This window comes from Mesorhizobium sp. RSR565B, assembly GCF_054719465.1.
This window is the reverse complement of sequence record NZ_JBTTIE010000001.1, coordinates 5,148,105-5,170,799: the sequence shown is the minus strand read 5'-3', so window position 1 is coordinate 5,170,799 and position 22,695 is coordinate 5,148,105. Positions and strand designations below refer to the sequence as shown.

Annotated in this window: 17 protein-coding genes; 7 read left to right on the top strand and 10 right to left on the bottom strand. The window is 62.6% G+C overall.

Annotation, left to right across the window (positions count from 1 at the left end; genetic code table 11):
- The first annotated feature begins 16 nt into the window (after nucleotides 1–16).
- From ACYG9R_RS24785 to ACYG9R_RS24775, 3 genes are all read left to right on the top strand, one after another.
- Nucleotides 17–2,992, top strand: a complete 2,976-nt coding sequence (locus tag ACYG9R_RS24785) for a caspase family protein (RefSeq protein ID WP_023822927.1) — start codon at nucleotides 17–19, stop codon at nucleotides 2,990–2,992.
- A gap of 444 nt (nucleotides 2,993–3,436) precedes the next feature.
- The gene (locus ACYG9R_RS24780; RefSeq protein WP_023681482.1) at nucleotides 3,437–4,204 is read left to right on the top strand and encodes an NAD kinase; all 768 of its coding nucleotides are present in this window, start codon (nucleotides 3,437–3,439) and stop codon (nucleotides 4,202–4,204) included.
- 192 nt (nucleotides 4,205–4,396) lie between these two features.
- The gene (locus tag ACYG9R_RS24775; protein WP_031196539.1) at nucleotides 4,397–6,010 is read left to right on the top strand and encodes a DEAD/DEAH box helicase; all 1,614 of its coding nucleotides are present in this window, start codon (nucleotides 4,397–4,399) and stop codon (nucleotides 6,008–6,010) included.
- A gap of 166 nt (nucleotides 6,011–6,176) precedes the next feature.
- Here the strand turns inward: ACYG9R_RS24775 and ACYG9R_RS24770 are convergent, their stop codons facing one another.
- On the bottom strand, nucleotides 6,177–7,070 hold the full coding sequence (locus ACYG9R_RS24770) for a LysR family transcriptional regulator (RefSeq protein WP_023691233.1): 894 nt from the start codon (nucleotides 7,068–7,070) through the stop codon (nucleotides 6,177–6,179).
- A 119-nt stretch (nucleotides 7,071–7,189) separates the two neighbouring features.
- Between ACYG9R_RS24770 and ACYG9R_RS24765 the strand changes: the two genes are divergently transcribed.
- Entirely contained in the window at nucleotides 7,190–8,074 is an 885-nt protein-coding gene (locus tag ACYG9R_RS24765; protein WP_023691232.1) for an NmrA/HSCARG family protein, read from the top strand.
- Nucleotides 8,075–8,121: 47 nt separating this feature from the next.
- Nucleotides 8,122–8,391, top strand: coding sequence for a DUF2798 domain-containing protein (locus tag ACYG9R_RS24760; RefSeq protein ID WP_023822928.1), 270 nt, complete (start codon nucleotides 8,122–8,124; stop codon nucleotides 8,389–8,391).
- A gap of 237 nt (nucleotides 8,392–8,628) precedes the next feature.
- Here the strand turns inward: ACYG9R_RS24760 and ACYG9R_RS24755 are convergent, their stop codons facing one another.
- From ACYG9R_RS24755 to ACYG9R_RS24740, 4 genes are all read right to left on the bottom strand, one after another.
- Nucleotides 8,629–9,237, bottom strand: coding sequence for a hypothetical protein (locus ACYG9R_RS24755; RefSeq protein ID WP_023702468.1), 609 nt, complete (start codon nucleotides 9,235–9,237; stop codon nucleotides 8,629–8,631).
- A 237-nt stretch (nucleotides 9,238–9,474) separates the two neighbouring features.
- Nucleotides 9,475–10,125 carry an OmpA family lipoprotein gene (locus tag ACYG9R_RS24750; protein WP_023667470.1) on the bottom strand — a complete coding sequence of 217 codons (651 nt, stop codon included), beginning with the start codon at nucleotides 10,123–10,125 and terminating at the stop codon, nucleotides 9,475–9,477.
- A gap of 150 nt (nucleotides 10,126–10,275) precedes the next feature.
- Complete coding sequence (locus ACYG9R_RS24745; RefSeq protein ID WP_023667471.1) at nucleotides 10,276–10,644, bottom strand: GFA family protein; 369 nt, start codon at nucleotides 10,642–10,644, stop codon at nucleotides 10,276–10,278.
- 146 nt (nucleotides 10,645–10,790) lie between these two features.
- Nucleotides 10,791–11,681, bottom strand: coding sequence for a LysR family transcriptional regulator (locus ACYG9R_RS24740; RefSeq protein WP_023822929.1), 891 nt, complete (start codon nucleotides 11,679–11,681; stop codon nucleotides 10,791–10,793).
- 103 nt (nucleotides 11,682–11,784) lie between these two features.
- Between ACYG9R_RS24740 and ACYG9R_RS24735 the strand changes: the two genes are divergently transcribed.
- The gene (locus ACYG9R_RS24735) at nucleotides 11,785–12,654 is read left to right on the top strand and encodes an NmrA/HSCARG family protein (protein WP_023741412.1); all 870 of its coding nucleotides are present in this window, start codon (nucleotides 11,785–11,787) and stop codon (nucleotides 12,652–12,654) included.
- A gap of 54 nt (nucleotides 12,655–12,708) precedes the next feature.
- Here the strand turns inward: ACYG9R_RS24735 and ACYG9R_RS24730 are convergent, their stop codons facing one another.
- The 5 genes from ACYG9R_RS24730 to ACYG9R_RS24710 all read right to left on the bottom strand — a co-directional run bounded on the left by ACYG9R_RS24730 (nucleotide 12,709) and on the right by ACYG9R_RS24710 (nucleotide 19,125).
- On the bottom strand, nucleotides 12,709–13,107 hold the full coding sequence (locus tag ACYG9R_RS24730; RefSeq protein ID WP_023708478.1) for a hypothetical protein: 399 nt from the start codon (nucleotides 13,105–13,107) through the stop codon (nucleotides 12,709–12,711).
- A gap of 287 nt (nucleotides 13,108–13,394) precedes the next feature.
- Complete coding sequence (locus ACYG9R_RS24725) at nucleotides 13,395–13,814, bottom strand: GFA family protein (RefSeq protein WP_023805259.1); 420 nt, start codon at nucleotides 13,812–13,814, stop codon at nucleotides 13,395–13,397.
- A 119-nt stretch (nucleotides 13,815–13,933) separates the two neighbouring features.
- Nucleotides 13,934–15,065, bottom strand: a protein-coding gene (prfB, locus tag ACYG9R_RS24720) for a peptide chain release factor 2 (protein WP_155922402.1) whose coding sequence is annotated in 2 segments (ribosomal slippage) — nucleotides 13,934–14,998 and nucleotides 15,000–15,065 — 1,131 coding nt in all. Because the reading frame shifts where the segments join, the coding sequence is not laid out codon by codon here.
- 130 nt (nucleotides 15,066–15,195) lie between these two features.
- Entirely contained in the window at nucleotides 15,196–17,652 is a 2,457-nt protein-coding gene (locus ACYG9R_RS24715) for a penicillin-binding protein 1A (RefSeq protein WP_023695364.1), read from the bottom strand.
- Between the two features lie 213 nt (nucleotides 17,653–17,865).
- The gene (locus tag ACYG9R_RS24710) at nucleotides 17,866–19,125 is read right to left on the bottom strand and encodes an N-acetylmuramoyl-L-alanine amidase (protein ID WP_023822931.1); all 1,260 of its coding nucleotides are present in this window, start codon (nucleotides 19,123–19,125) and stop codon (nucleotides 17,866–17,868) included.
- Nucleotides 19,126–19,774: 649 nt separating this feature from the next.
- Between ACYG9R_RS24710 and ACYG9R_RS24705 the strand changes: the two genes are divergently transcribed.
- Nucleotides 19,775–22,693 carry a ribonuclease E/G gene (locus ACYG9R_RS24705; protein WP_023822933.1) on the top strand — a complete coding sequence of 973 codons (2,919 nt, stop codon included), beginning with the start codon at nucleotides 19,775–19,777 and terminating at the stop codon, nucleotides 22,691–22,693.
- The last annotated feature ends 2 nt before the right edge of the window (nucleotides 22,694–22,695 follow it).

Genomic DNA, 22,695 nt, shown 5'->3' with positions numbered 1-22,695 from the left:
GGCTTGGATCACGGTCATGCGCCTTTTTCTGGCGGTCGTGCTGCTGATGACCATGGCGCTCTTCTCCGCTGCGCGCGGCGAAGAGCGGATAGCGCTGGTTGTCGCCAATCCGGCCTCTGAGGGCTCACCGGCAATCGCCAACGCCGACCTCAGTGCCGAACTCGTTGCAGCGACACTACGATCGCTTGGCTTCACCGTCCGGCAGGTGTCGGATGGCGACCGCGCCGATGTCGCGCGCGCCATGCATGATTTCGCCCAATCCCTGGCCAAACCGGACTCCGTCGGCATCTTCTACTATGTCGGCCACACCGCGCAGGCCAACGGCAGGAACTATTTACTGACGCGCGGCACCCGGATCGATTCAAAGGAAACGGTCGACCAGACGGCATTGCCCCTCGATCTGTTCATGCAGGCGCTCGAGGCAACCCCGACATTGAAGGTGGTTCTGCTCGACAATCCCGGCGATGGCCACAACCCTACTTCCGGCGTGATGCAGGGTCTGGCGGCGGTCGATCCCCTCACCCACGCCATCGTCGCTCTGTCGGCCAAACCCGGAACCGTTGCACTGGGCGAAGCCCGCCCCGTCACCGTATTTGCCGATGCGCTCACCGCTGCGCTGGTCAAGCGCGGCGCGGACATAGCCATCATCCTCGCCTCGGTCAGGCAAACCACTATCGACAAAACGTCAGGCGCCCAGTGGCCATGGATGGCATATGGCCGCTCGGCAGACGCTGCCTTTGTGCTGACGCCGGACCAGGTGGCCGGCGCGGCACCGGCGCTGCCGCTTGTGCCGGAACCGGCACCGCCGGCGATGGCGAGCGGCGGCTACATCTCCGGGAGTGGCGGTTGGGAGCCTGATGGCAGCGACTACGCCGATGGCAGCGGTCAGGAGCCCTACCCCATGGACGTTGCACCGGGCTCCGGCAGTCCCGATGCCGCGATGGGCGACAGCGCCAAGGAGGCGGCGCTCTACGAGGAATACAAACGCCAGGAACAGCAGCGCCAATTGCAGGAAGAGCAGGCTCGGCAACGATACGAAGAGGAAAAGCAACGTCTTGAAGACGCAGCTGTGGCCGCTGCCCAGAACAATCTCGGCGGGACCTATCCGCAGGATGGCGGAGCCACCGGCGCCGAACCGCCCCCCGATAAGGCAGGGATCCCCCCTGAGGACGGCATGACATCGGCCCCGCCACCCGCGACCGGCGCCGAAAGTCCGCCGGAGGCGCAGGCGCCACCGAAACCAGCGCCGCCGCCCATCGACCAGGCGCAAAGCCCTCCTTCCGGCGGCGCCCTTCCACAACCCGAGACGGGCGCTGTCGAGGTGGTGCGCCATCCAACCATCGATGCGCCGGATGAGATTGTCGCCGGCGAGACGGTGACCGTTTCGATCGCCCTTACCGAAGAGCAATTCACGCCCGAAGTGAAGGTGAAGGCAGCGCCGGGCTCGTCGGTGACGGAAGATGGCGCCCTGGCCATGGCGATGCCGGCGGGAACCGAGCAATGGCCGATCGATATCGATCTGTTCGCCTCCGGCTTCGATCTCGCTGACGGCGGCAAATGGAGCCGACGGACGACGCTCTACCGCCAGGGCGACAGCGACTTCGTCCGCTTCGACGTCAAGGCGCGGCCGATCGCCAAGGACAGCAAGCCGGCCCAGTTCATCGCGCGCATCTACAGCGCCGGGAGGTTCCTGGGATCGGCATCGCGGTCGGTTATCATTCGCCGCACCGCGCCTGTCGAGGCAGCCGCTCTGAGCGCCACAGCCGAACGCTCCGCAGCACCTGCCATGCTGATGCTGGCCGCAGCGGCGCCGCAGCCGGCGGTAACTGGCAATGTGACGCTCGGCGGCGCAGCCGGCGATGACGTCCCCGATCTCGACGTGACCATCCTCTATGACGATCCGAGCGGGCTGGGTTCGGGGCAGATCATCATCCATTCGCCGCATCTGGCCGGTCCGGTGACCGATACGTTCTCGACGCCACCTGAGATGGCGGCATGGCTGGACTCCGAATACCGCCGCCTGCTGCAGCTCGGATTGAGCCTGCGCGGCGCCGTTTCGCTGCAGCAGCCTGCCGCAAGCAGCGATACGGGGGCGCAAAAGCGCTTTGTCACGCTCGCCGCCGAAGGTTTTGGCGATGCGCTCTACCGCGACTATGTGCCGAAACCGTTCAAGGACCTGTTCTGGTCGCTGCGCGGCAAAGGCGAACTCCATTCGATCCAGATCACCTCGAACAGCCCGACGCTGCCCTGGGAATTGATCCGCCCGCGCAGCGCCGACGGCGCCGTCGCCGACGGTTTTCTCGGCATGGGCTACCGGCTGGCGCGCTGGGCTCCGCGCAGCAGTGCCTCACAGGTCGACAACCCGCTCGACCGCATGACCTTCACCGGCGTCGCGGCCGTCGCGCCCTCCTATCTCGACAAGCGCTCGCTGCGCTTTCAGCAGGACGAGATCGCGGCGCTGAGCAAGCTTTACGGCTACCGCCGCTTCGATGGCGATTTCACCTCTTTCGAGAAACTGGTCGGTGAAGTCTCGACCGGTTTCATTCATTTCTCCGGTCATGGCGAGGTCAACCAGCCGAGCAGTGGCCGGCCCGTCTTTGCCATCGATCTCGTCGACCAGTCGCTCGACCCCGATACATGGGCCGCGCTGGTCGCGGCCGCGCATGGCAAGGGCAATCCGTTCTACTTTTTCAACGCCTGCGACACCGGCCGTTCGCAGATGCTCGGCGGTTTCGTGCAGGGCTGGGGTCCGGCGGTGCTGGCGGGCGGCGCTTCCGGCTTCATCGGCGGCATGTGGCCACTGACCGACCGCGCGGCAGCGGCCTTCTCGACCGATTTCTATGGCGGCATCAGCACGCGGATCAAGGACGGGCCGGTCTATCTGGCCGAGATCCTGCAGGATGTCCGCAGAGAATTCTACCGGACCGGCGATCCGACCTATCTCGCCTACACATTCTACGGCAACGCCAATCTGAGGATTGTCGGGCAGTAGGCGACGGATCGTCGTTGGCGGATTGGCTTCGCCTACAATGCGTTTTGCGGGCATGGCACGCCGGCGCCGCCGCAGCGTGAGGCCATCGGCCTGGAGCTCATGTCTTCGGACTGCCGCACAAGCTCCGCAAAGAGAAGGGCGAAACTTCCCATCACAAGGAAGACGATAATCAGGCGTGTCACCGGCAATAGACAGGTCTCGACTGGCTAGCCCCCCAGCCACCCATCCTCTGTCGGCTAACATGATCGATCAGGCTTTACGAGTGCTTAAGCTCGCACTTAACCATCACATTCGCCGTTCCGGCGACATGAAGCGCGAGCCGCCGATTTCGTTTCGCCGCGGCCGCAACTGGCCCGGACGATGCCTCCCTTTGCAGATGCGCTTGCCCATGCTACCCCACGCAACCGCCGCCGACCGCCATCGGCCGACCGCCATCGGAATGTCATGAGCAAAGCCAATCTCGCCTTCGTCTCCTCCGACACTGCCGATGCCAAGGCGGCGATGGAGAGCCTGTCGGCCCGCTATGGCCAGGCATCCTTCGACGACGCCCAGGTGGTGGTGGCACTGGGTGGCGACGGCTTCCTGCTGCAGACCTTGCGCGACACGATGAGCACGGGAAAGAAGGTCTACGGCATGAACCGTGGCACCATCGGCTTCCTGATGAACGAGTACCGCGTCGGGGGCCTCACCGAGCGCATCGCGGCCGCCGTCGCCGAAACGATCCGCCCGCTGGAAATGCTGGCGTTGACGCATGAGGGCGAGACGGTTTCGGCACTCGCCATCAACGAGGTGGCGCTGTGGCGTCAGTCCTACCAGACGGCAAAGATCCGCATCACCGTCGACGAGCAGGTCCGCATCGAGGAACTGAACTGCGACGGCGTGATGATCGCGACGCCGGCCGGCTCCACCGCGTACAATCTTTCGGCGCACGGGCCGATCCTGCCGCTGGATGCGCCGTTGCTCGCGCTGACCCCGGTCAGCCCGTTCCGGCCGCGCCGTTGGCGGGGTGCCTTGTTGTCAAACAAGGCGACCGTACGCTTCGATATTCTGGAGTCGGAAAAGCGCCCGGTGAACACCGCCGCCGACCACACCGAGGTCAAGGCGGTGGCTTCCGTAACGGTCCGCGAATCGCCGACTGCGACGGCAACGCTGCTGTTTGATCCCAACCATTCGTGGAACGAACGCATTCTCGCCGAGCAGTTCCGCTATTGAGCCGGCGCAAAGAGTGACTACCTAATTAAGCATCGCGATTAAGCTTACGTTTTCACAATCGTGCCAATCCCGCCCGTTTCTGTTGACAAATCGCGGGCTTGCGCCTAATCGCAATACCAATCTTGCAGGCACGCTGTGCTTGCCGCGACGGATGCCGTTGCGCTTCCCCGAACCAGCCAAAGACAGCAACTCTTGTCCTCAGACACCACGACCGCTCTAGAAGCGTTGACCTTTTCAGACCTCGGCCTGTCGCCCAAGGTCCTTTCCGCAGTCACCGATGCGGGCTACACCGTGCCGACGCCGATCCAGGCTGGCGCCATCCCGCATGCCTTGCTCGGCAAGGATATTCTGGGCATAGCACAGACCGGCACCGGCAAGACGGCTTCCTTCGTGCTGCCGATGCTGACCCGCCTCGAAAAAGGCAGGGCCCGTGCCCGCATGCCGCGCACGCTGATCCTCGAGCCGACGCGCGAGCTCGCCGCGCAGGTCGAAGAGAATTTCATCAGATACGGCAAGAACCACAAGCTCAACATCGCGCTGCTGATCGGCGGCGTCTCCTTCGACGAGCAGGACAAGAAGCTGGAGCGCGGCGCCGACGTGCTGATCGCCACGCCCGGCCGTCTGCTCGATCACCGCGAGCGCGGCAAGCTGTTGCTCAACGGCGTCGAGATCCTCGTCATCGACGAGGCCGACCGCATGCTGGACATGGGCTTCATCCCCGACATCGAGCGCATCTGCGAGATGATCCCGTTCACCAGGCAGACGCTGTTCTTCTCAGCGACCATGCCGCCGGAGATCACCAAGCTCACCGAGAAGTTCCTGCATGCGCCGGTGCGCGTCGAGGTTTCCAAGGCGGCATCCGCTGCCACCAACATCATCCAGCGCCTGGTCAAGTCCGGCTCCAAGCCGTGGGACAAGCGCGAGACGCTTCGCAATCTGATAAAGGCCGAAGACGCCGAGCTGAAGAACGCTATCATTTTCTGCAACCGCAAGGTCGAGGTCGCGGAGCTGTTCCGCTCGCTGCTGAAGTATGATTTCGACGCCGGCGCCCTGCATGGCGACATGGACCAGCGCGCCCGCATGCAGATGCTGGCCAATTTCCGCGATGGCAAATTGCGCTATCTCGTGGCGTCCGACGTCGCCGCGCGCGGCCTCGACATTCCCGACGTCAGCCACGTCTTCAACTACGACGTGCCGATCCACGCCGAAGACTATGTCCACCGCATCGGCCGCACCGGCCGCGCCGGACGCTCGGGCAAATCCTTCACCATCGCCACCAAGTCCGACACCAAATACATCGACGCCATCGAGCGGCTGATCGGCAACAAGATCGAGTGGCATGACGGCGACCTGTCGACCGTGGTCGCCAGCGAAGGCGGCGAGGACGAAGCGCCCCGCCGTGGCCGTGGCGCTCCGCGCCGCGCCGGCCGCAAGGACGAGGACCGCAAGGCCCATGATCGCAAGGAGGGTGGCGAGCGCAAGCCGCGCGAACGCCATGCCAAGCGCAGCGACGACGCGCCGGCGGCAGATGCCGCGCGCGAGGAACAGCCGGTGGTAGCCGAGGCCGCGGTCGCCGACATCGGCGAACGGCATCAGCGCAAGGAAGCGATCCGCTCCGAAAACAGCGACCGCAAGGTCTCCGATCGCAACAACGAGAACCGCGCCCCGGAACGCGGCGACACAAGGCCGCAGCGCGCCAGCAACAGCCGCCCTGCCCGCGGCAACAACCGCGGTGAAGACAATGACGGCACCGTCGGCTTCGGCGACGACATGCCGGCCTTCATGAAGATCGTCGCCAAGGTCTGATTCCATGAGCCGCGGCGTCCCGAGGACGCGCGGCTTTCCTGGACGCGATTGGGATGCGAGATCTGGAGCCCGCTCAGGATCAATCAGCGCCATGCGCGGTAATCGCAAGACAGGCTCGATCTGCCCGATCTCTTCCGGCCTGGAGCGCTTCAAATACCCGTCGATGCTACAGGCTTTTGAGTTCCAGGCGGGATGCCAATAAATCCAGAAATGCCCGAACCTTGGCCGAAGATGACCGGCCTTCCTGCCACAAGGCATGGATCGGCACCGGTGCCGGCTCGAATTCCGTCAAAACCAGTTCGACGAGACCGTCGTCGACCAAATGTCTTATCTGCCACAGAGGCGAGAAGCCCAAACCCAGTCCGTGGATTGCGGCGGCATAGACCGAGGTCATCAGATTGGAGCGAAAAGCGCCTGCGACCTTCACGGTCCGGGGTTTCCCGTCGATCTGAAACGTCCATTCACCTGGACGCTCGTTAGCGGTTCTGATGATGCAACTGTGCTCACTCAGCTGGAAGGGATGGGCCGGCCGGTCGCACCGCGCGAAATAGGAAGGCGCGCCGAACACAACGCGCCGCAACGCTCCCAGGCGTTTGGCTTTCAAGTTGGAATCCGGCAAATCGCCGATGCGTATTGCCAGGTCGAGACCTTCGGCGCCAAGATCGGCAAATCCATCGGAAAGTTGAAGATCGACCTCGACCCGGGGAAATGTCCGCATGTATTCCGCGATGACAGGCATCAGGACGTTCGGGCCAAACAGAACCGGCGCCCCGATGCGCAGGACGCCTGCCGGCTCCGATCGTTGATTGATCGCCTGAAGTCTTGCGTCGTTTATTTCGTCGACCGCGGGTTTGATCCGGTTGAAAAAGGCTGCTCCGACTTCACTTGGTGTCGAGCGACGCGTTGTCCTGTGGATCAGCTCGACGCCGACTGATTGCTCCAGTGCCGCCAGGGACCGGCTGACCGACTGCAGCGAGCGGTTCAGCCGATGTGCGGCAGTCGTCAGACTTCCATGCTCGACGATCGCGATGAAAGCCTCGAAATCGTCCATTCGGCTCATGCATTCTCCCGACATTCGACATAATATATCGCAAAAACGGGTAATTGTAACGACAATTGCGACGTCGTACCTCTCTGCAAGTTGTCCCGCGAGGACAGGCTTGATGGAAGGAAATCGTCATGCAAGTAGCCAATCCAACTGTTCTGGTTGTTGGTGCCACAGGCCGAGTTGCGGGACTTGTCGTGCCTGAACTTGTCCGCCGCAATGCCAATGTTCGAGCGCTCGTTCGCGACCCTGCGAATGCCGAAAAGGCCCGGAAGGTGGGGGCATCCGAGGTTGCGACAGGAGATTTGCGAAATCGTCAGAGCCTCGAAAGGGCGGTCGCGGGCGTCGACGGCGTCTTTCACATTGGGCCGGCTTTTGCTCCCGATGAAGCAGCCATGGGCGTTGCCATGGTTGAGGCCGCCACGCGAGCAGGAGTTCGAAAGTTCGTCTTCTCGTCGGTGATCCAGCCTACCAATACGCGACTGAAGAACCATGCCAGCAAGGTGCCTGTCGAGGCTGCTCTCTACTCGACGACGATGGAATATACGATTCTGCACCCTGCCAATTTCATGCAGAACCTCGCAGCGGCCTGGCCGTCCGTCGTTGAACATGGTGTTTTCTCGGAACCGTTTCCAAAGACGGCGAAGCTGGCCCGCGTCGACTACCGCGATGTCGCTGAGGTGGCGGCGATCGCCCTAACCGAAGCGCGATTGTCCTACGCGACCCTCGATCTGTGCGCTGACGGCATGCACAGCCGGGAAGACATCGTTGCGATGATGAGTGAGGAACTTGGCAGACCCATCTCTTCTGGTGAGCCGACATTTGGCGAGTGGGCGGCCGAGGCACGCCTTCCCTACAATGACCGCCAAATGCAGGTGCTGGCCAAAATATACGCCCACTATGCCCACTATGGCCTTGGCGGAAACAGTCTGACATTGCGCGCCGCCCTGGGCCGCGAACCGCGTTCGTTGCGCGGCTTTATTCGAAACCTTGCCCAGCAAATGGCGCAGGCCGCCTGACTGCGCCCAGCCGCGCATACTTCCACTTTTCGAGAAGGAGATAGGTGATGCGACCGTCATCCCACAAGGTTTTGAAATCGAGGAAGCTACCGGCCTCCTACAATGCGCTGGTAATGCCATTCGTACTTTCCATCCTGATGTCGTGCATTGTTTCCGCGGTAGCGACGCTGATCAATGCGGGCTGGACAACCGGTTTCGTGGCGACCTGGCCGTATGCATGGGGAGCATCATGGCTAGTGGGCTTTCCAAGTCTGCTGCTGGTCTTGCCGATCGTGCGCCGTATCGTTGCGGCAATTATCGATCAGCCGACCTCGTAGGCCTTGATTACGGAGTCCGACATGCCAAACAAGAACGGCCCTTGCGGGCCGCTTTTACCTTCGACTGACGGCTCGCAGCGCCATTGTCGACTTCCGCGACCAGATACCTGTCTTCATGCGGGCAGCCTTCATGCGCGCCGGCCCTCATGCCGATCGTCGTCCGAGCCTGATCCCGAGCGCTCTCAAATGCAGCCGGCCAGCTTGCACCCTTGGCAAGCTTCTATCCTGGCCCGTCCGTCACATCGGGCCGGGCATCATCTTGGTCGGTTTTTCCAGCATCGGAAACTCTGCCTTGCTGCATTTCACGTTCGGGTTGGTCGGACTGAACATGCCGTTCGGATTGTCTCTGAACAGCCAGGCATGAAGGTCGTAGTGGACGAACTCCCTCGGAATGAGCGGATAGTGCCCTTCCATCGGTCCCATGAAGGTCTGGCCAAATAGTTTTGGAGGTTCCTTGGTGTCTGGCGTCAGGGGCACCAGCCATTCCACGCCAACCAATCTCAAGCCTTTCTTGGTCGGCTCGTAGATCAGCACATTGGGGCGCATCGGATCGAGTTTCTGACCGACACTCGGGACGTTGACGAAATGGATGCCCATAGCGCCCTTCGGATAGTCCATTGCGCCCTCGATCCTGTCCCCGCTGTAATAGACACACCCGACAGTCGACAGATAAAGGTCGCGGACGGCGACCGTGTAGTCCTCATATTTGGCGAGCGATTTCTTCAAAGCTTCGATGTCGGCTTTGTTGGCGTCCTCGGCTCGAGCCGTGGCGGCTGCGCACCAAGCTGAGGCCAGACCTGTCAAAATGAGGACGCCGCAGCGCCCAAGACGAGCTGTTCTTGTCATGCATTCCTCCCAGATTTCCTTATCTGGCCGTGCAGGACCGGGGCCGACTAAGTGACTGCGCGGCCGTTTGTATCGCCCCATCCCCTCTGGAACCGCGCCAATGCTAATCCCTTCAAAGGTCTCCGGAAAGGGATTATTAGAAATCTCTAATGCATTAGACCTTTTGGCGGACCACAGGAGCCCAAAAAGAAAGCGGCCCCTTGCGGGGGCCGCCTTCGCATTTCGGTGCCGAACAATTCAGGTCAGCGGCGAAAGCTGGATCTCGACGCGCCGGTTCTGCGCACGGCCGGCCGCCGTTCCATTGGACGCGATCGGACGGGTCTTGCCGAATCCGGTGACGGCGAAGCGGCGCGAATCGACACCTTGGCCTGAGAGATAGTTGGCGACCGCCAATGCGCGGCGCTGCGACAGATCGAAATTGTGTTCGTCGCCACCGGTCGAATCGGTATGGCCGAACACGTCGACCGTGGTCTGCTTGAACTTCTTCAGCACCAGCGCAACCGAGTTCAGCACCTGGTAGAAGCCGGGCTTCACCGCATCCTGGTCGACGTTGAAAGTAATGTCGGACGGCATGTTGAGGATGATCTGGTCGCCGGTGCGGGTGACGCTGACGCCGGTGCCTTCGAGCTGGCGGCGCAGTTCAGCCTCGTTCTGGTCCATGGTCGCGCCAATGGCGCCGCCGGCCAGCGCGCCGATACCGGCGCCGATCAGCGCGTTGCGGCGGTCATTGCCGCCGGCAAGCAGGCCGAGGCCCGCACCCGCCAGGGCGCCAAGGCCGGCGCCGGCTGCGGTGTTCGAAACCTTCTGCTCGCCGGTGTACGGATCGGTCGTGGTGCAGGCACTCACCAGCACAGCCGTCGCAACGGCGACGAGCACAGTCTTTTTCATAGAATCGTCCCTCTCCAAAGCGCGGCCTTTGCGGCTCGCGCATATAAGCCCTTCTCCGGTCTTGTAACATGAAATGCGGCGAAAAACCGAGCGGCGAAAGCGGCTTTTCCCCGCTCGCGCCACTCTTCCGCTTCGGTGGCTGGTGCTGGCCTACCAGAGGTTCTTGCCGTCAATGACGACCACCTCGACCTTATCGAGGTCGAAATCGTCGAACAGCCGCGAATTGACTGATATCTTGGGATTGTCGAAGTCCGGTTTGCCGGTTGACCAGTCCGGCGTTTCGGTGAAGGTGCCGCAGCCGCAAATGGCGCAAAACCCGTGTTTGACGGTCTTCGATCCCCATTGATAGAAGGAAACGTTTTCCGGCGAGCTGGTGAGCTTGAATTGCGACGGAACGTAGTAAGCCCACAGCGAACCGCGCTTGGAGCAGAACGAGCAGGTGCATTGTGTTACCGTCTCGGGCGCCTGCGAAACCTCGAACGTCGTCGCCTTGCAATGACAGCTGGCCTTGATGGTCATGAAAAGCTTTCCTCTCCGTTGCCGCCACCCATGCGGCAAGGCACCATAAAGGAAGGCTCCTGACAACTGTCTGTCAGCAGGCTCCGATCGATCGAGCCGAGCGGCGCTCTGGCCGAAGCGGACCCGTCGTCACCTCCCAATCGTCGTCACCTGCCGATATAGGCGGCCAGTTCGTCCGGCGTCCCGTTTGGGAAAGCCTGTTTCAGAAAATCCAGGAACGCCGACACGCGCGCGCTGAGCAGCCGCCGCGACGGGTAGAGCGTCCATAGAGAAATTTCGGGGCCGTCAATATCCCCCCAATTCACCAGTGTGCCGTCAGCCAGGTCGTGGGCCACCAACGAAATGGGAAGCCGTCCTGCGCCGACGCCGGCTCGCACCGCATCGCGGACCATGATCAGCGTCGACAAGGCGAGGACCGGCTCGATTCTAAGTGTTGCCCGGCCACCTGGTGTCTTCACCTGCCATGTTTGCCGCTCGCCTGTCCCGCGCGCAATGCCAGGAGCGGCGAGCCCATCGGTCGGGCGAGGAAGGTCCGGGCTCGCCACAACGACCAGGCGGTCGCGGAGAAACGCCCGTCCGACCAGGCTTTCATCGGGATCCGGATTGACCCGGATTACCAGATCGTAGCCTTCCTCGATCATGTCGACATGCCGGTCTTCGGTGGTCACTTCAAGCCTCACCTCAGGATACCTCAGGGCAAATCCCGCAGCGATCCTCCCCATTGCAGTCTGCGAAAAATGCAAAGGCGCGCTGATCCGCAATCTGCCCTTGGGTCTCTGACCGCCCGAGGCAATCGCCGATGCCGTCTCGTCCAGCTCGGCAAGCAACGCCCCCGTCCGCTCGAAGAGCGCCCGTCCTTCTTCGGTCAGCTTCAGGTTACGCGCACCCCGTTCGAACAGACGCAGATCGAGACTGCTTTCCAATTCGCCAACGCGCCGGGACAACGTTGCCTTGGGCCGGCCGGTGGACCTTGCCGCTTTGCCGAAGCCGCCATGGCGAGCCACGAGGTTAAAATCGGCAAGGGCTAAAAGATCCATGACTGTCCCACCAGTGAGACGACGTGTCTAACATTGCCGTCTACTGGGCTCTTTGTGAGCCACACATATTGGGACTGTCAAGCAACCCAACAGGAGAAATTCCATGACCATTCTCGTTACCGGCGCCACCGGCAATATCGGCCGCCAAGTCGTCGAACAGCTCGCCAAGCGCGGCGCCGATGTGCGTGCTCTCGTGCGCGATCCGTCGAAAGCCAGTTTTCCGGCAGGCGTATCGGTCGTGCAAGGCGACTTTCTCGATGTCGATTCGCTGCGCAAAGCCATGTCTGGCGTTTCCACGCTGTTTCTCTTGAACGCCGTGGTGCCGGACGAATTCACCCAGGCTTTGATCGCCTTGAACGTCGCCCGATCGGCCGGCATCGAGCGGATCGTCTATCTCTCGGTGATCCACGCTGACGTCTATGTGAACGTGCCGCATTTCGCGGGCAAGTTCGGCGTCGAGCGAATGATCGAGCAGATGGACTTCAAAGCTACGATCTTGCGCCCGGCCTACTTCATCCAGAACGATCTGACGGTCGAAGACGTCATCACCGGCTACGGCACCTACCCAATGCCGATCGGCCCCAAGGGTCTCGCCATGATCGATGCCCGCGATATCGCCGAGGTCGCCGCTCTTGAGCTGCTGCGTCGCGAACGGTCCAAGGAGCCGCTTGCGTTCGAGAGGATCAACCTCGTCGGTCCGCAGACACTGACCGGGACGGATATTGCCGCAATCTGGTCAGACGTACTCGCCCGCCCGATCAGCTACAGCGGCGACAATACGGAGGGTTTTGAGCAAAATCTCAAGCAGTTCCTGCCCGCCTGGATGGCCTACGACATGCGCCTGATGGGCGAGCGCTTCTTCACCGACGGGATGCTGCCCGAGGCCGGCGACGTCGAGCGCCTGACGGCACTTCTGGGTCGCCCACTGCGCCCGTATCGCGACTTCGCCTCAGCACTCGCTGCTTCCGTCTGACGCAAGCGCCTTCAGCACCAAGGCCGGCCTTCCGATGAGAACTGCCAACAGAACTCAGTAGGAACGCGGTGGCACGAACAGGCAGATCGTCTTGCCTGCGTCGAGGCCGGCCTGGTGCGCGCACCAGTGGAAATCGCCGTCGGGTGAGTCCTTGACCCGCTTGTCGCTCATCGGAACGACCTCCCCCGTTCCGGCGATGACATAGCCCTCCGGCTTTTCCAGCACCTCGCCGGTGTGGGTGGTGCGGCAGTCGTAGTTTGCGCAGCAGGCGAAGGGATAACTCCAGCCTTGCGGCTTCGCCGCCGTGGGCTTGGCGTCATGTGCGAAGGCGGGTGCCGTCAGCACCGCCATAGCAAGCATCGCGATTGCAAAGATCGGGGTGACGAACAAGGAAAACAGGAGTCGGCCAGCCGGTTGAACGGCTCTAGCCGATCGGAGAGTGGCAGCAGACATGGAAGCGTTCCTTTCAAACGAGCATCAAGCGTTTCGCTTGCCCGTTCCCGGAACGTGTCTTCCCAGTGGCCGGATCGTCAGGTCGCAGATATGCCGCGTCCGGCCATAAATGCTTTTTCTCTTCCAGCCCTCGGATGCTGGGCTGATTCCTTGGCCGGCGCAAGAAGTTGCTGCGCGAGGCCGCACATCTACGCCGCTATCTGCAACCGCTGACGAGATCCAAGGCCAGGCTCAACTCCCGGCAGACGGGCAACGAAACAACGGGATTGGCCGTATGTGGTTCCAGCCTATACGTCGCCTGGACCGGCGATCACATGCCCTTCATATTGCGGCAAGTCGTCGGCGATGGTGAACCATGGCGCCTTGGAGCCGACGAAGATGTGCGCGGTCGGCCGGATCGTTGGATCGTCGACCAGCGTGCCCATGGCGACGTGGACATAGGCGCCGTCGCGGACCAGCGAATACAGCAACGAGCCGCAGCGGCTGCAATGCGCATCGTGGCCGCTGTCATCGCCGAAATGGATGAGCCCGTGATGCCCTTCGGCAAGGGCAAGTTTCTCGCGCTCGATGCCGGCGAAAGGCTTGAAGGCGGAACCTGTGGTGCGCCGGCAGTTTGAACAATGGCAGTTGGCGGCATAGACGAACTCGTCCGCCACTTCATACTGGACCGCGCCGCAAAAGCATTTGCCGGTGAGCCTGCGACTCATGGTTCCTCCTTCGCTCCCCCTCCCAGGGATCCTTCTGATTCAAGTCGGCCGAGTCGAGAGTGGCGGAAGCGCAGGAATCAGCCATTCGCAGCCCGGCCTCACCTGAATATGGACATATCCTAGTCGAGGTCGGCCACGGCTTCACCGGCACCGCCCTCGATGCGCTGCGACAACGAGGCTTCCATGAAGTCGTCGAGGTCGCCGTCGAGCACGCTCGACGGGCTGGTGCTCTCGACGCCGGTGCGCAGGTCCTTCACCAACTGGTAGGGCTGCAGCACATAGGAACGAATCTGGTGACCCCAGCCGATGTCGCTCTTCGACGCTTCTGTGGCATTGGCCACCGCTTCGCGCTTCTTCAGCTCTTCCTCGTAAAGGCGCGAGCGCAGCATTTCCCAGGCCTTCGCCTTGTTCTTGTGCTGCGAGCGTTCGGCCTGGCAGGCAACCGCGATGCCGGTGGCGATATGGGTGATGCGAACCGCCGAGTCCGTGGTGTTGACGTGCTGGCCGCCCGAACCGGATGAGCGGTAGGTGTCGATGCGTACATCGGATTCCGAGACGTCGATCTCGATCCTGTCATCAACGACCGGGTAGACCCAGACGCTGGAGAAGGACGTGTGGCGGCGCGCATTGCTGTCATAGGGTGAAATGCGGACCAGGCGATGAACGCCCGACTCCGTCTTCAGCCAGCCATAGGCATTGTGGCCCTTGATCAGAAGCGTGGCGGACTTGATGCCGGCCTCTTCGCCGTCATGGACTTCGAGCACTTCGACCTTGAAACGACGACGCTCGGCCCAGCGCGTATACATGCGCAGTAGCATCGAGGCCCAGTCCTGGCTCTCGGTGCCGCCGGCGCCGGCATGGACTTCGAGATAGGTGTCGTTGGCGTCTGCCTCGCCCGACAGCAGCGTCTCGACCTGGCGGGCCTTGGCCTCGCCCTGCATCGAGCGGAGGGCTGCTTCCGCTTCGGCGATCACGCTCTGATCGCCCTCTTCCTCACCCAGTTCGATCAGGCCGATATTGTCTTCCAGCGCCTGCGTCAGGCTTTTGACGCCGGCGATCCCGTCTTCGAGGCCCTGGCGCTCGCGCATCAGCTTCTGCGCTTCCAGCGGATCATTCCAGAGGCTGGAATCCTCGGCGCGCACGTTCAGGTATTCAAGCCGCTTTATGGCCTGATCCCAGTCAAAGATGCCTCCTCAGCAGGGTGATCGCCTGCCTGATCTCGTCGACAATATTCTGCGTTTCCGCGCGCATGGCTGGTTGTTCTGTCCTGTTTTTGAAGTGGCGCTTGGGTCGGCGCGATACATAGGCACGGCATTGCTGCCTGTAAAGCGAAATGGGCCGGCTCAACAAGCCAGCCCACTCGACGTAAAAAATCAGGTCGTCAGTAGAGTCCGCCGCCGGGTGCCTGGATGGCTTCCGTAGCCTGCGGCGATAGCGGTCCGCCGGCGCCGTTGGACCCGTCGGCGCCCATGCCGATCACCCAATAGCTGTCGGCTGGGCCGGTGCCGGGCTTGAAGGCTTCGATGATGGTGCCGGGATCGCCCGACGCGGCACGCATGCCGGTCTTGCGGTTGATCGCGACGAGGTTCATGCCTTCCGGCACCTTGAAGTCGACATTCGGCGTGCCGTCCAGCGCAACGCGCATGAAGTCCTTGAAGATAGGCGCCGCCAGACCGCCGCCGGTGGCGCCATGGCCGAGACCGCGCGGCGTGTCGTAACCCATGTAGAGGCCGACGACGAGGTTCGGCGTATAGCCGATGAACCAGGCGTCCTTCTCGTCATTGGTCGTTCCGGTCTTGCCGGCGATGTGGCGGCCAAGCTCGGCGATGGTGGCGCCCGTGCCGCGCTGGACCACGCCTTCCATCATCGAGGTGATCTGGTAGGCCGTCATCGGATCGAGCACCTGCTCGGAATTGTCGACCAGTTCCGGTTCGGGCTGGTTGTTCCATTCGGGCGCGTTGCAGCCTTCGCAGCCGCGCTCGTCCTGCTTGAACACGGTCTTGCCGTAGCGGTCCTGGATGCGGTCGATGAGCGAGGGTTTGATCGACTTGCCGCCATTGGCCATGATCGAATAGGCCGACACCATGCGCATCACCGTCGTCTCGCCGGAACCCAGCGCCATCGGCAGATACGGCGCCAGATGGTCGTAGACGCCGAAACGCTCGGCATATTCCACCACCAGCTTCATGCCCATGTCGTTGGCGAGCCGCACCGTCATCAAATTGCGCGACTTTTCGATGCCGGAGCGCAAGGTCGCGGGGCCGGCCACCGTGCCGTCATAGTTCTTCGGCGTCCAGGTCGTGTTGCCGCTCTGGATGGTGATCGGTCCGTCCATGATAACCGAGGCCGGCGTATAGCCATTGTCGAGCGCGGCCGAATAGACGATCGGCTTGAAGGACGATCCCGGCTGGCGCATCGCCTGCGTGGCGCGGTTGAACTCCGACTGCGCATAGGAGAAGCCGCCGACCATGGCCAGCACGCGGCCGGTATGTGGATCCATGGCGATCAGGCCGCCCTCCACTTCCGGCACCTGGCGCAACGTGTAGGCGCCTTCCGACCCTTCGTTCTTCTGCACGAAGATGACGTCGCCGGGCTGCAGTACATCGGCCGGAGACTTGGCCTTGACCGTCTTGCCATCGACCACATGGCGCATGGCAAAGCTCATGTCTTCCTTGCTGACGGCGCCTTCGACGCGTTCCTTGACGATATCGCCCGAAATCTGCCGCGTCGGCTGCAGGCCGATGGAAAGGCCGGTCGCCGAGCTGTCGAGCACGACGGCAAGCGACCATTCCGGCACGTCTTCCAGCCCCTTGACGTTGCCCAGCGCCACGCCCCAGTCGCCGGAAGCATCGATATGCGTCACCGGTCCGCGATAGCCGCGCAGCGTGTCGTATTTGAGCAAGCCGTTCTGCATCGACTTGCGGGCGATGAGCTGGATCTTCGGATCGAGTGTTGTGCGCACCGAAAGGCCGCCCTCATAGAGCGCGTTCTCGCCATAGCGCGAGATGATCTGGCGGCGCACTTCCTCGGTGAAATATTCGCCCGCAAACAAATAAGAGCCATTGCGGCGCGGAGTCACGCCGAGCGGCTCGGCCTTGGCCTTGTCGCCTTCCTCGCGCGTCACGTAGCCGTTCTCGACCATCTGGTCGATGACCCAGTTGCGGCGCTCGATGGCGCGGTCGGCATGCTTGAAGGGATGGTAGTTGTTGGGCCCCTTCGGCAGCGACGCCAGATAGGCGGCTTCCGCGACGGTGAGTTCGTTGACCGACTTGTCGAAATAGGTCAGTGCCGCGCCCGCAACGCCATAGGCGCCGAAACCGAAGAAGATTTCGTTGAGATAGAGCTCAAGGATGCGGTCCTTCGAATAAGCCTGCTCGATGCGGAAGGCCAGGATCATCTCCTTGATCTTGCGCTCGTAGGTCTGGTCCGAGGACAAGAGGAAGTTCTTCGCCACCTGCTGGGTGATGGTCGAGGCGCCGACCTGGCGCCTGCCCGAACCCAGATTCTGCAGGTTGACGTAGATGGCGCGGCCAAGCCCGGTGATGTCGATGCCGGGATGGTTGTAGAAATTCTTGTCCTCGGCCGACAGGAACGCCGCCTTGACCCGGTCCGGAACCGCCTGGATCGGCAGATAGAGCCGCCGTTCGCGCGCATATTCGGCCATCAGCGAGCCGTCGGAAGCATGGATGCGGGTCGTCACCGGCGGCTCGTACTTGGCCAGAACCTCGTAGTCGGGCAGGTCTTTCGATAGATGGCTGATGTATATCGCCACGCCCGCGGCGACGATAAGCGCCAGCGTCGTGCCGATACCAAAGAAATAGCCGATAAGACGAATCATGCCCGCTCCAGTCCGAGGTCCGGGAATTTCCTAGACGAAGCCGCCTTTCGCGCAAGCCTTCGCAACTGTCCCGATCCGTGATGGAAAACCCATGTCGCCACCATGTGGGCAAAATACGGCAGTGCCCGGTTTCGGCATCCCCCACCGGAAATAAAAGCGCCTGGTGTTGTCGGCGTGCAACGCTGCCTCCGGTTGTGGGCGGCGGCGACCATCTCAGCCTCCGGTTCCCGTTCCCATCTTGGCGGAGGCAAACAGGGCGACGGCATTGGTGATGCTCTGCGCCGCCTTGCCGCGCCAGTCGGCGTCGAGCAGTTGCGCCTCATCCTTGGCGTTGGAGAGATAGCCGAGTTCGACCAGCACCGACGGAACATCGGGCGCTTTCAGCACTTTGAAGCCGGCTGAGCGCTGCGGATTGTTGATCAGGCCGACGCTGGTGGACAACTGGCCGACCAGAGTGTGGGCAAAGCTCATCGAGAAATTATGCGTCTCGCGGCGGATCAGGTCGATCAGTATGTCGGTGACTTCCTTGTTGTCGTCCTTGATCACCATGCCGGCGAACTGGTCGGAGAGGTTTTCGCGGTCGGCAAGCGCCTGCGCTTCCGGGTCGGATGCCTTGTCGGAGACGGTATAGACGGTGGCGCCTCTGATACCCTTGACGCTGATCGTGTCGGCATGGATCGAGATCAAAAGGTCGGCCTCGTGCTGACGGGCGATGCGCACGCGGTCATCGAGCCGCAGGAACTCGTCGGCATCGCGCGTCATGAACACGTCGTAGTTGCCGACGGCGGCGAGCTTGTCGCGCAGTTCGGTGGCGAAGGCCAGCGTCACGTTCTTCTCGATGGTGCCGTTGAGGCCTTCGGCGCCACCGTCGATGCCGCCATGGCCGGGATCGATGACGATGGTGAAGCGATGCCCGGGATTGGAGATCGGCCCTGTGCCGACCCTGGAGCCCTTGTCGGTGGAGACGGTCGAGCCAGTGGTCAGCGCCTGGTTGGCAAGGGCTTCGTCGAACTCGCGGTCGGAGGCTGCCGACATGTCGATGGCGATGCGATAGCCTGCGCCGTCCTCGTTCTTGAGCACCTCGAGCTTGTCGACCGAGAACGGTCCCTTGCCGGTCAGGATCAGCCGCGATCCCTCGCCCTGATCGCCATAACGCACCGCCTTGACCAGGCCGCGGGCCTTGGCGTCCTTCGCGCTAATGGCGAATCGGGTGCGCGGGAGGTCCACGACCAGCCGGTTGGGGCCGCGCAGCAGGAACCATTTGATGTCGGGCTCGCGGTCGAAATCGATGACGATGCGCATCTTGGTTGCGTCGCCGGCCATCTTGTAGGCGGTGGCGCCGAGTGGCGCATCGGCGGCGCGTGAAACCGGCGCAAAAGCAAGGCAAAGCGCCAGCAGCAACAGCACACCGGCAGCGCGCAGGAAACGGCCTGCACGGCCATGGCCCTTGTCTGTGGTGCCCGCCAGTCCCATTTCTTTGCAGTCGCTCCCGGTTTGGCGCCTTGCGCCCGCGTGGTTGGTCGAAATGCCGGTCAGGCCGCAGACTCGATTAACGATTGGTATCCAGAGAAGGTTAACCAAGCCTTTTCATTGAGGATTAAGGCCTGTGCTTCCGTTACGGCACTGCTTTTTGCCGGCATCCGAAATCGGGGTTGCCTTCCACCCCGTCAAATCATAAAAGCGATGGTGGATCACTGCAATCCTGGAACCGCTTCTCCCGCAGCTTCCTGCTACAGGTCAGATGAAAGGCGGCTCCTTTCGCTTCCCGCGAAAAGGCTTCAGGTGATCGCGACGAATTTCGCAGGTGTGCGCCCGTGGCGGGGGAATCGCCTGCGTGAGGAAAACGGCCGGGTTTGTCCCCGTGCCGGCTCTGTATGAGCAAACAAGCTGGTCCGGTTCGTCCGGGCTTTGGTTCAAAAGGTTCTGCTGGTGACGTTGGCTTCAAGCGCAATCATGGAAAGGTCCGCATCAAACCGCGCCATTGTGGCTGCGGGCGGCACCGCCATGGCGCTCAAGCGGCGTCCGGCGGACATTCAGACATCCGGCACCCACATCCCAGACACGCAGCAGCGGGCTTTGCCTCGCAAGCTGCGGCTGACGGCTGCCGGGAGGAAACGAAATAATGCCCAACAAAATGCTGATAGACGCCTCCCACCCGGAGGAAACACGCGTTGTCGTTATCCGCGGTAACCGTATTGAAGAATTCGACTTTGAATCTCAGGACAAGAAGCAGCTCAAAGGAAACATCTATCTCGCCCGCGTAACGCGCGTCGAACCTTCCCTTCAGGCAGCCTTTGTCGAATATGGCGGCAACCGTCACGGTTTCCTCGCCTTCAGTGAAATTCACCCCGACTATTACCAGATCCCGGTCGCCGATCGTCAGGCTTTGCTGCGCGCTGAAGCGCAGGAAGCCGAGGACGAGGAGAACGAGGACAATGACGGCGACGACCGCCAGAGCCGCGATCGCGGCCGGCGCGGCCGCCGGCGCGGCGGCAAGGGTCGTGAGCGAGGCGAACACAAGCGCGACGCCGGCGCCGATGATGAAAACGGCGAACATGGCGATGCCGGCAGCGATGCCGTCTCCGAAGAGCCTGCTTCCGAGCATGCCGCGGCCGATACCGCCGGGCATGACGATCATGCCGGGCATGGCGACAGCGAAGCCTCCGACGCCGAGACATCCAGGAGCGAACCGTCGGAAGGCGGCCCGACATCGATCGCGGCAAGCGTCGAAGCGGATGTGATCTCCGAAGCTGTCCCTGCGGCGGAGCCGGGTGACGAAAGGTCGTCCAGCGAGGCAAGCGGCGAAGCCACCTCCGGGGACAATGACCGCGGCATGCTGGAAGAGGTGCAGTCCTCGCATCCGGACGACCACGAGATCGAATCCGTAGGCGCCGAGGATGCGCTGGAAGAGGTGCGCAGCCGCCGCAAGCCGGTGCGCCGCCAGTACAAGATTCAGGAAGTCATCAAGCGCCGGCAGATTCTACTGGTCCAGGTGGTCAAGGAGGAGCGCGGCAACAAGGGCGCGGCGCTCACCACCTATCTGTCGCTTGCCGGCCGCTATTCGGTGCTGATGCCCAACACCGCACGCGGCGGCGGCATTTCGCGCAAGATCACCAGTGCCGTCGACCGCAAGCGCCTTAAGGAGGTCGTTGCCGATCTCGAAGTGCCGCAGGGGATGGGCGTCATCCTGCGCACCGCCGGCGAAAGCCGCACCAAGGCGGAAATCAAGCGCGACTACGAATATCTGATGCGGCTTTGGGAAAACGTCCGCAATCTGACGCTGCAATCCACCGCCCCTGCCCTCGTCTATGAGGAAGGCAGCCTGATCAAGCGCTCGGTGCGCGACCTCTACAACAAGGATATCGACGAGATTCTTGTCTCCGGCGAGGAAGGCTATCGCGAGGCCAAGGATTTCATGCGCATGCTGATGCCGAGCCACGCCAAGGTGGTTCAGCCGTTCCGCGACACGACGCCGATCTTCGTGCGCAACGGCATCGAGGCGCAGCTCGACCGCATGCTGCAGCCGCAGGTGACGCTGAAGAGCGGCGGCTACATCATCATCAACCAGACCGAGGCGCTGGTCGCCATCGACGTCAATTCGGGCCGCTCCACCAAGGAGCACTCGATCGAGGACACCGCTCTCCACACCAACCTTGAAGCGGCGGAAGAAGTCGCCAGGCAATTGAGGCTGCGCGATCTCGCCGGCCTGATCGTCATCGACTTCATCGACATGGAGGAGAACCGCAACAACCGCTCCGTCGAGAAGCGGCTGAAGGATCACCTCAAGAACGACCGAGCCCGCATCCAGGTCGGCCGCATCTCGCATTTCGGCCTGATGGAGATGTCTCGCCAGCGCATCCGCGCCAGCGTGCTGGAATCGACCATGAAGCCCTGCCCGCATTGCGGCGGCACCGGCCATGTGCGCTCCGATTCGTCGGTGGCGCTGATGGTGGTGCGGGCGATCGAGGAATTCCTGCTCAAGGATTCGCGCAGCCACATCACGGTGCGGACCCCGGCGGCGACCGCTCTCTATGTGCTCAACCACAAGCGCGGCACGCTGGTGGAACTCGAAAGCCGCTTTGGCCTGACCATCACCGTCGAGGCCGATGATACGGTCGGTGTGCAGCACTACGCGATCTTCCGCGGCGCCATTGCCGAAAAGCCGGAAGGCTTTGTCGAAGCGCGAACCTTCCCGGCCTATGTCGAGCCGGAAGAGCCCGAGGACGAGATCGTCATCGAGGAGGAAGACGACGAGGTTGTGGTACAGGCAGAGCAGCCGCGTCAGGCGCAGCCGCAGTCGCAGCAGCAGCAGCCGAGATCGGCTGAGGACGGCGAAGGCCGCGATCGCAAGCGTCGCAAGCGCCGCAGGCGGCGCGGCGGCAAGGATCGCGAACGCGAACATGGCGATCGCGAGCATGGCGCCGAAGGTGCTTCGGTTTCGGCGGCAAGCGACGACTTTGCCGCTGAACCAGGCGATGACGATGCAACACAGCAAGACGAAGCCCAGGTTGGCGCCGTCGAAACGGTGGAAGCATCAGATGACGCCCAGGGCAAGAAGCGCCGTCGCGGCAAGCGCGGCGGCAAGCGCAATCGTCGCGAAGACGGCACGGAGACCGAAGCCGGCGAAACCGCCTCGGTGGCCGAGGCCGCTGAAGTCGGAACGGCCGCAAGCGAGCCCGTAGCAGCCGTAGCGGTTGAAGAAGCAGCGGCTCCCGCCGCGGCGAACGACGACGCTCCAGCCGAAAAGCCGAAGAAGAAGCGCGCTTCAAGGGCAAAGAAGGCTGTGGTGGAAGTCGCCGATGAGACGGCGGCCGAGGCTGCACCGGAAGCTGCCGTCGAAGCTGCCGCCCCCGCTGCGGCCGATGCCGCCACGGAAACGACCGTCGACGACGAGCCCGCCAAGGCTCGCCCGTCACGGCGCAAAGCCGTGGCCGCGGATACCTCCGCGGTGCCGGTGGTTTCCTCCAGCGTTGCCGACGAGGCAAAGGCCGAGGAAAAGCCGAAGCGCGCCGGCTGGTGGCAGCGGAAGGGCTTTTTCTAAGC

Coding starts and splice junctions, on each gene's coding strand:
- ACYG9R_RS24785 (WP_023822927.1), top strand. CDS start 17: ATGCGCCTTTTTCTGGCGGTCGTGCTGCTGATGACCATGGCGCTCTTC.
- ACYG9R_RS24780 (WP_023681482.1), top strand. CDS start 3,437: ATGAGCAAAGCCAATCTCGCCTTCGTCTCCTCCGACACTGCCGATGCC.
- ACYG9R_RS24770 (WP_023691233.1), bottom strand. CDS start 7,070: ATGAGCCGAATGGACGATTTCGAGGCTTTCATCGCGATCGTCGAGCAT.
- ACYG9R_RS24765 (WP_023691232.1), top strand. CDS start 7,190: ATGCAAGTAGCCAATCCAACTGTTCTGGTTGTTGGTGCCACAGGCCGA.
- ACYG9R_RS24760 (WP_023822928.1), top strand. CDS start 8,122: ATGCGACCGTCATCCCACAAGGTTTTGAAATCGAGGAAGCTACCGGCC.
- ACYG9R_RS24755 (WP_023702468.1), bottom strand. CDS start 9,237: ATGACAAGAACAGCTCGTCTTGGGCGCTGCGGCGTCCTCATTTTGACA.
- ACYG9R_RS24750 (WP_023667470.1), bottom strand. CDS start 10,125: ATGAAAAAGACTGTGCTCGTCGCCGTTGCGACGGCTGTGCTGGTGAGT.
- ACYG9R_RS24745 (WP_023667471.1), bottom strand. CDS start 10,644: ATGACCATCAAGGCCAGCTGTCATTGCAAGGCGACGACGTTCGAGGTT.
- ACYG9R_RS24740 (WP_023822929.1), bottom strand. CDS start 11,681: ATGGATCTTTTAGCCCTTGCCGATTTTAACCTCGTGGCTCGCCATGGC.
- ACYG9R_RS24735 (WP_023741412.1), top strand. CDS start 11,785: ATGACCATTCTCGTTACCGGCGCCACCGGCAATATCGGCCGCCAAGTC.
- ACYG9R_RS24730 (WP_023708478.1), bottom strand. CDS start 13,107: ATGTCTGCTGCCACTCTCCGATCGGCTAGAGCCGTTCAACCGGCTGGC.
- ACYG9R_RS24725 (WP_023805259.1), bottom strand. CDS start 13,814: ATGAGTCGCAGGCTCACCGGCAAATGCTTTTGCGGCGCGGTCCAGTAT.
- ACYG9R_RS24715 (WP_023695364.1), bottom strand. CDS start 17,652: ATGATTCGTCTTATCGGCTATTTCTTTGGTATCGGCACGACGCTGGCG.
- ACYG9R_RS24710 (WP_023822931.1), bottom strand. CDS start 19,125: ATGGGACTGGCGGGCACCACAGACAAGGGCCATGGCCGTGCAGGCCGT.
- ACYG9R_RS24705 (WP_023822933.1), top strand. CDS start 19,775: ATGCCCAACAAAATGCTGATAGACGCCTCCCACCCGGAGGAAACACGC.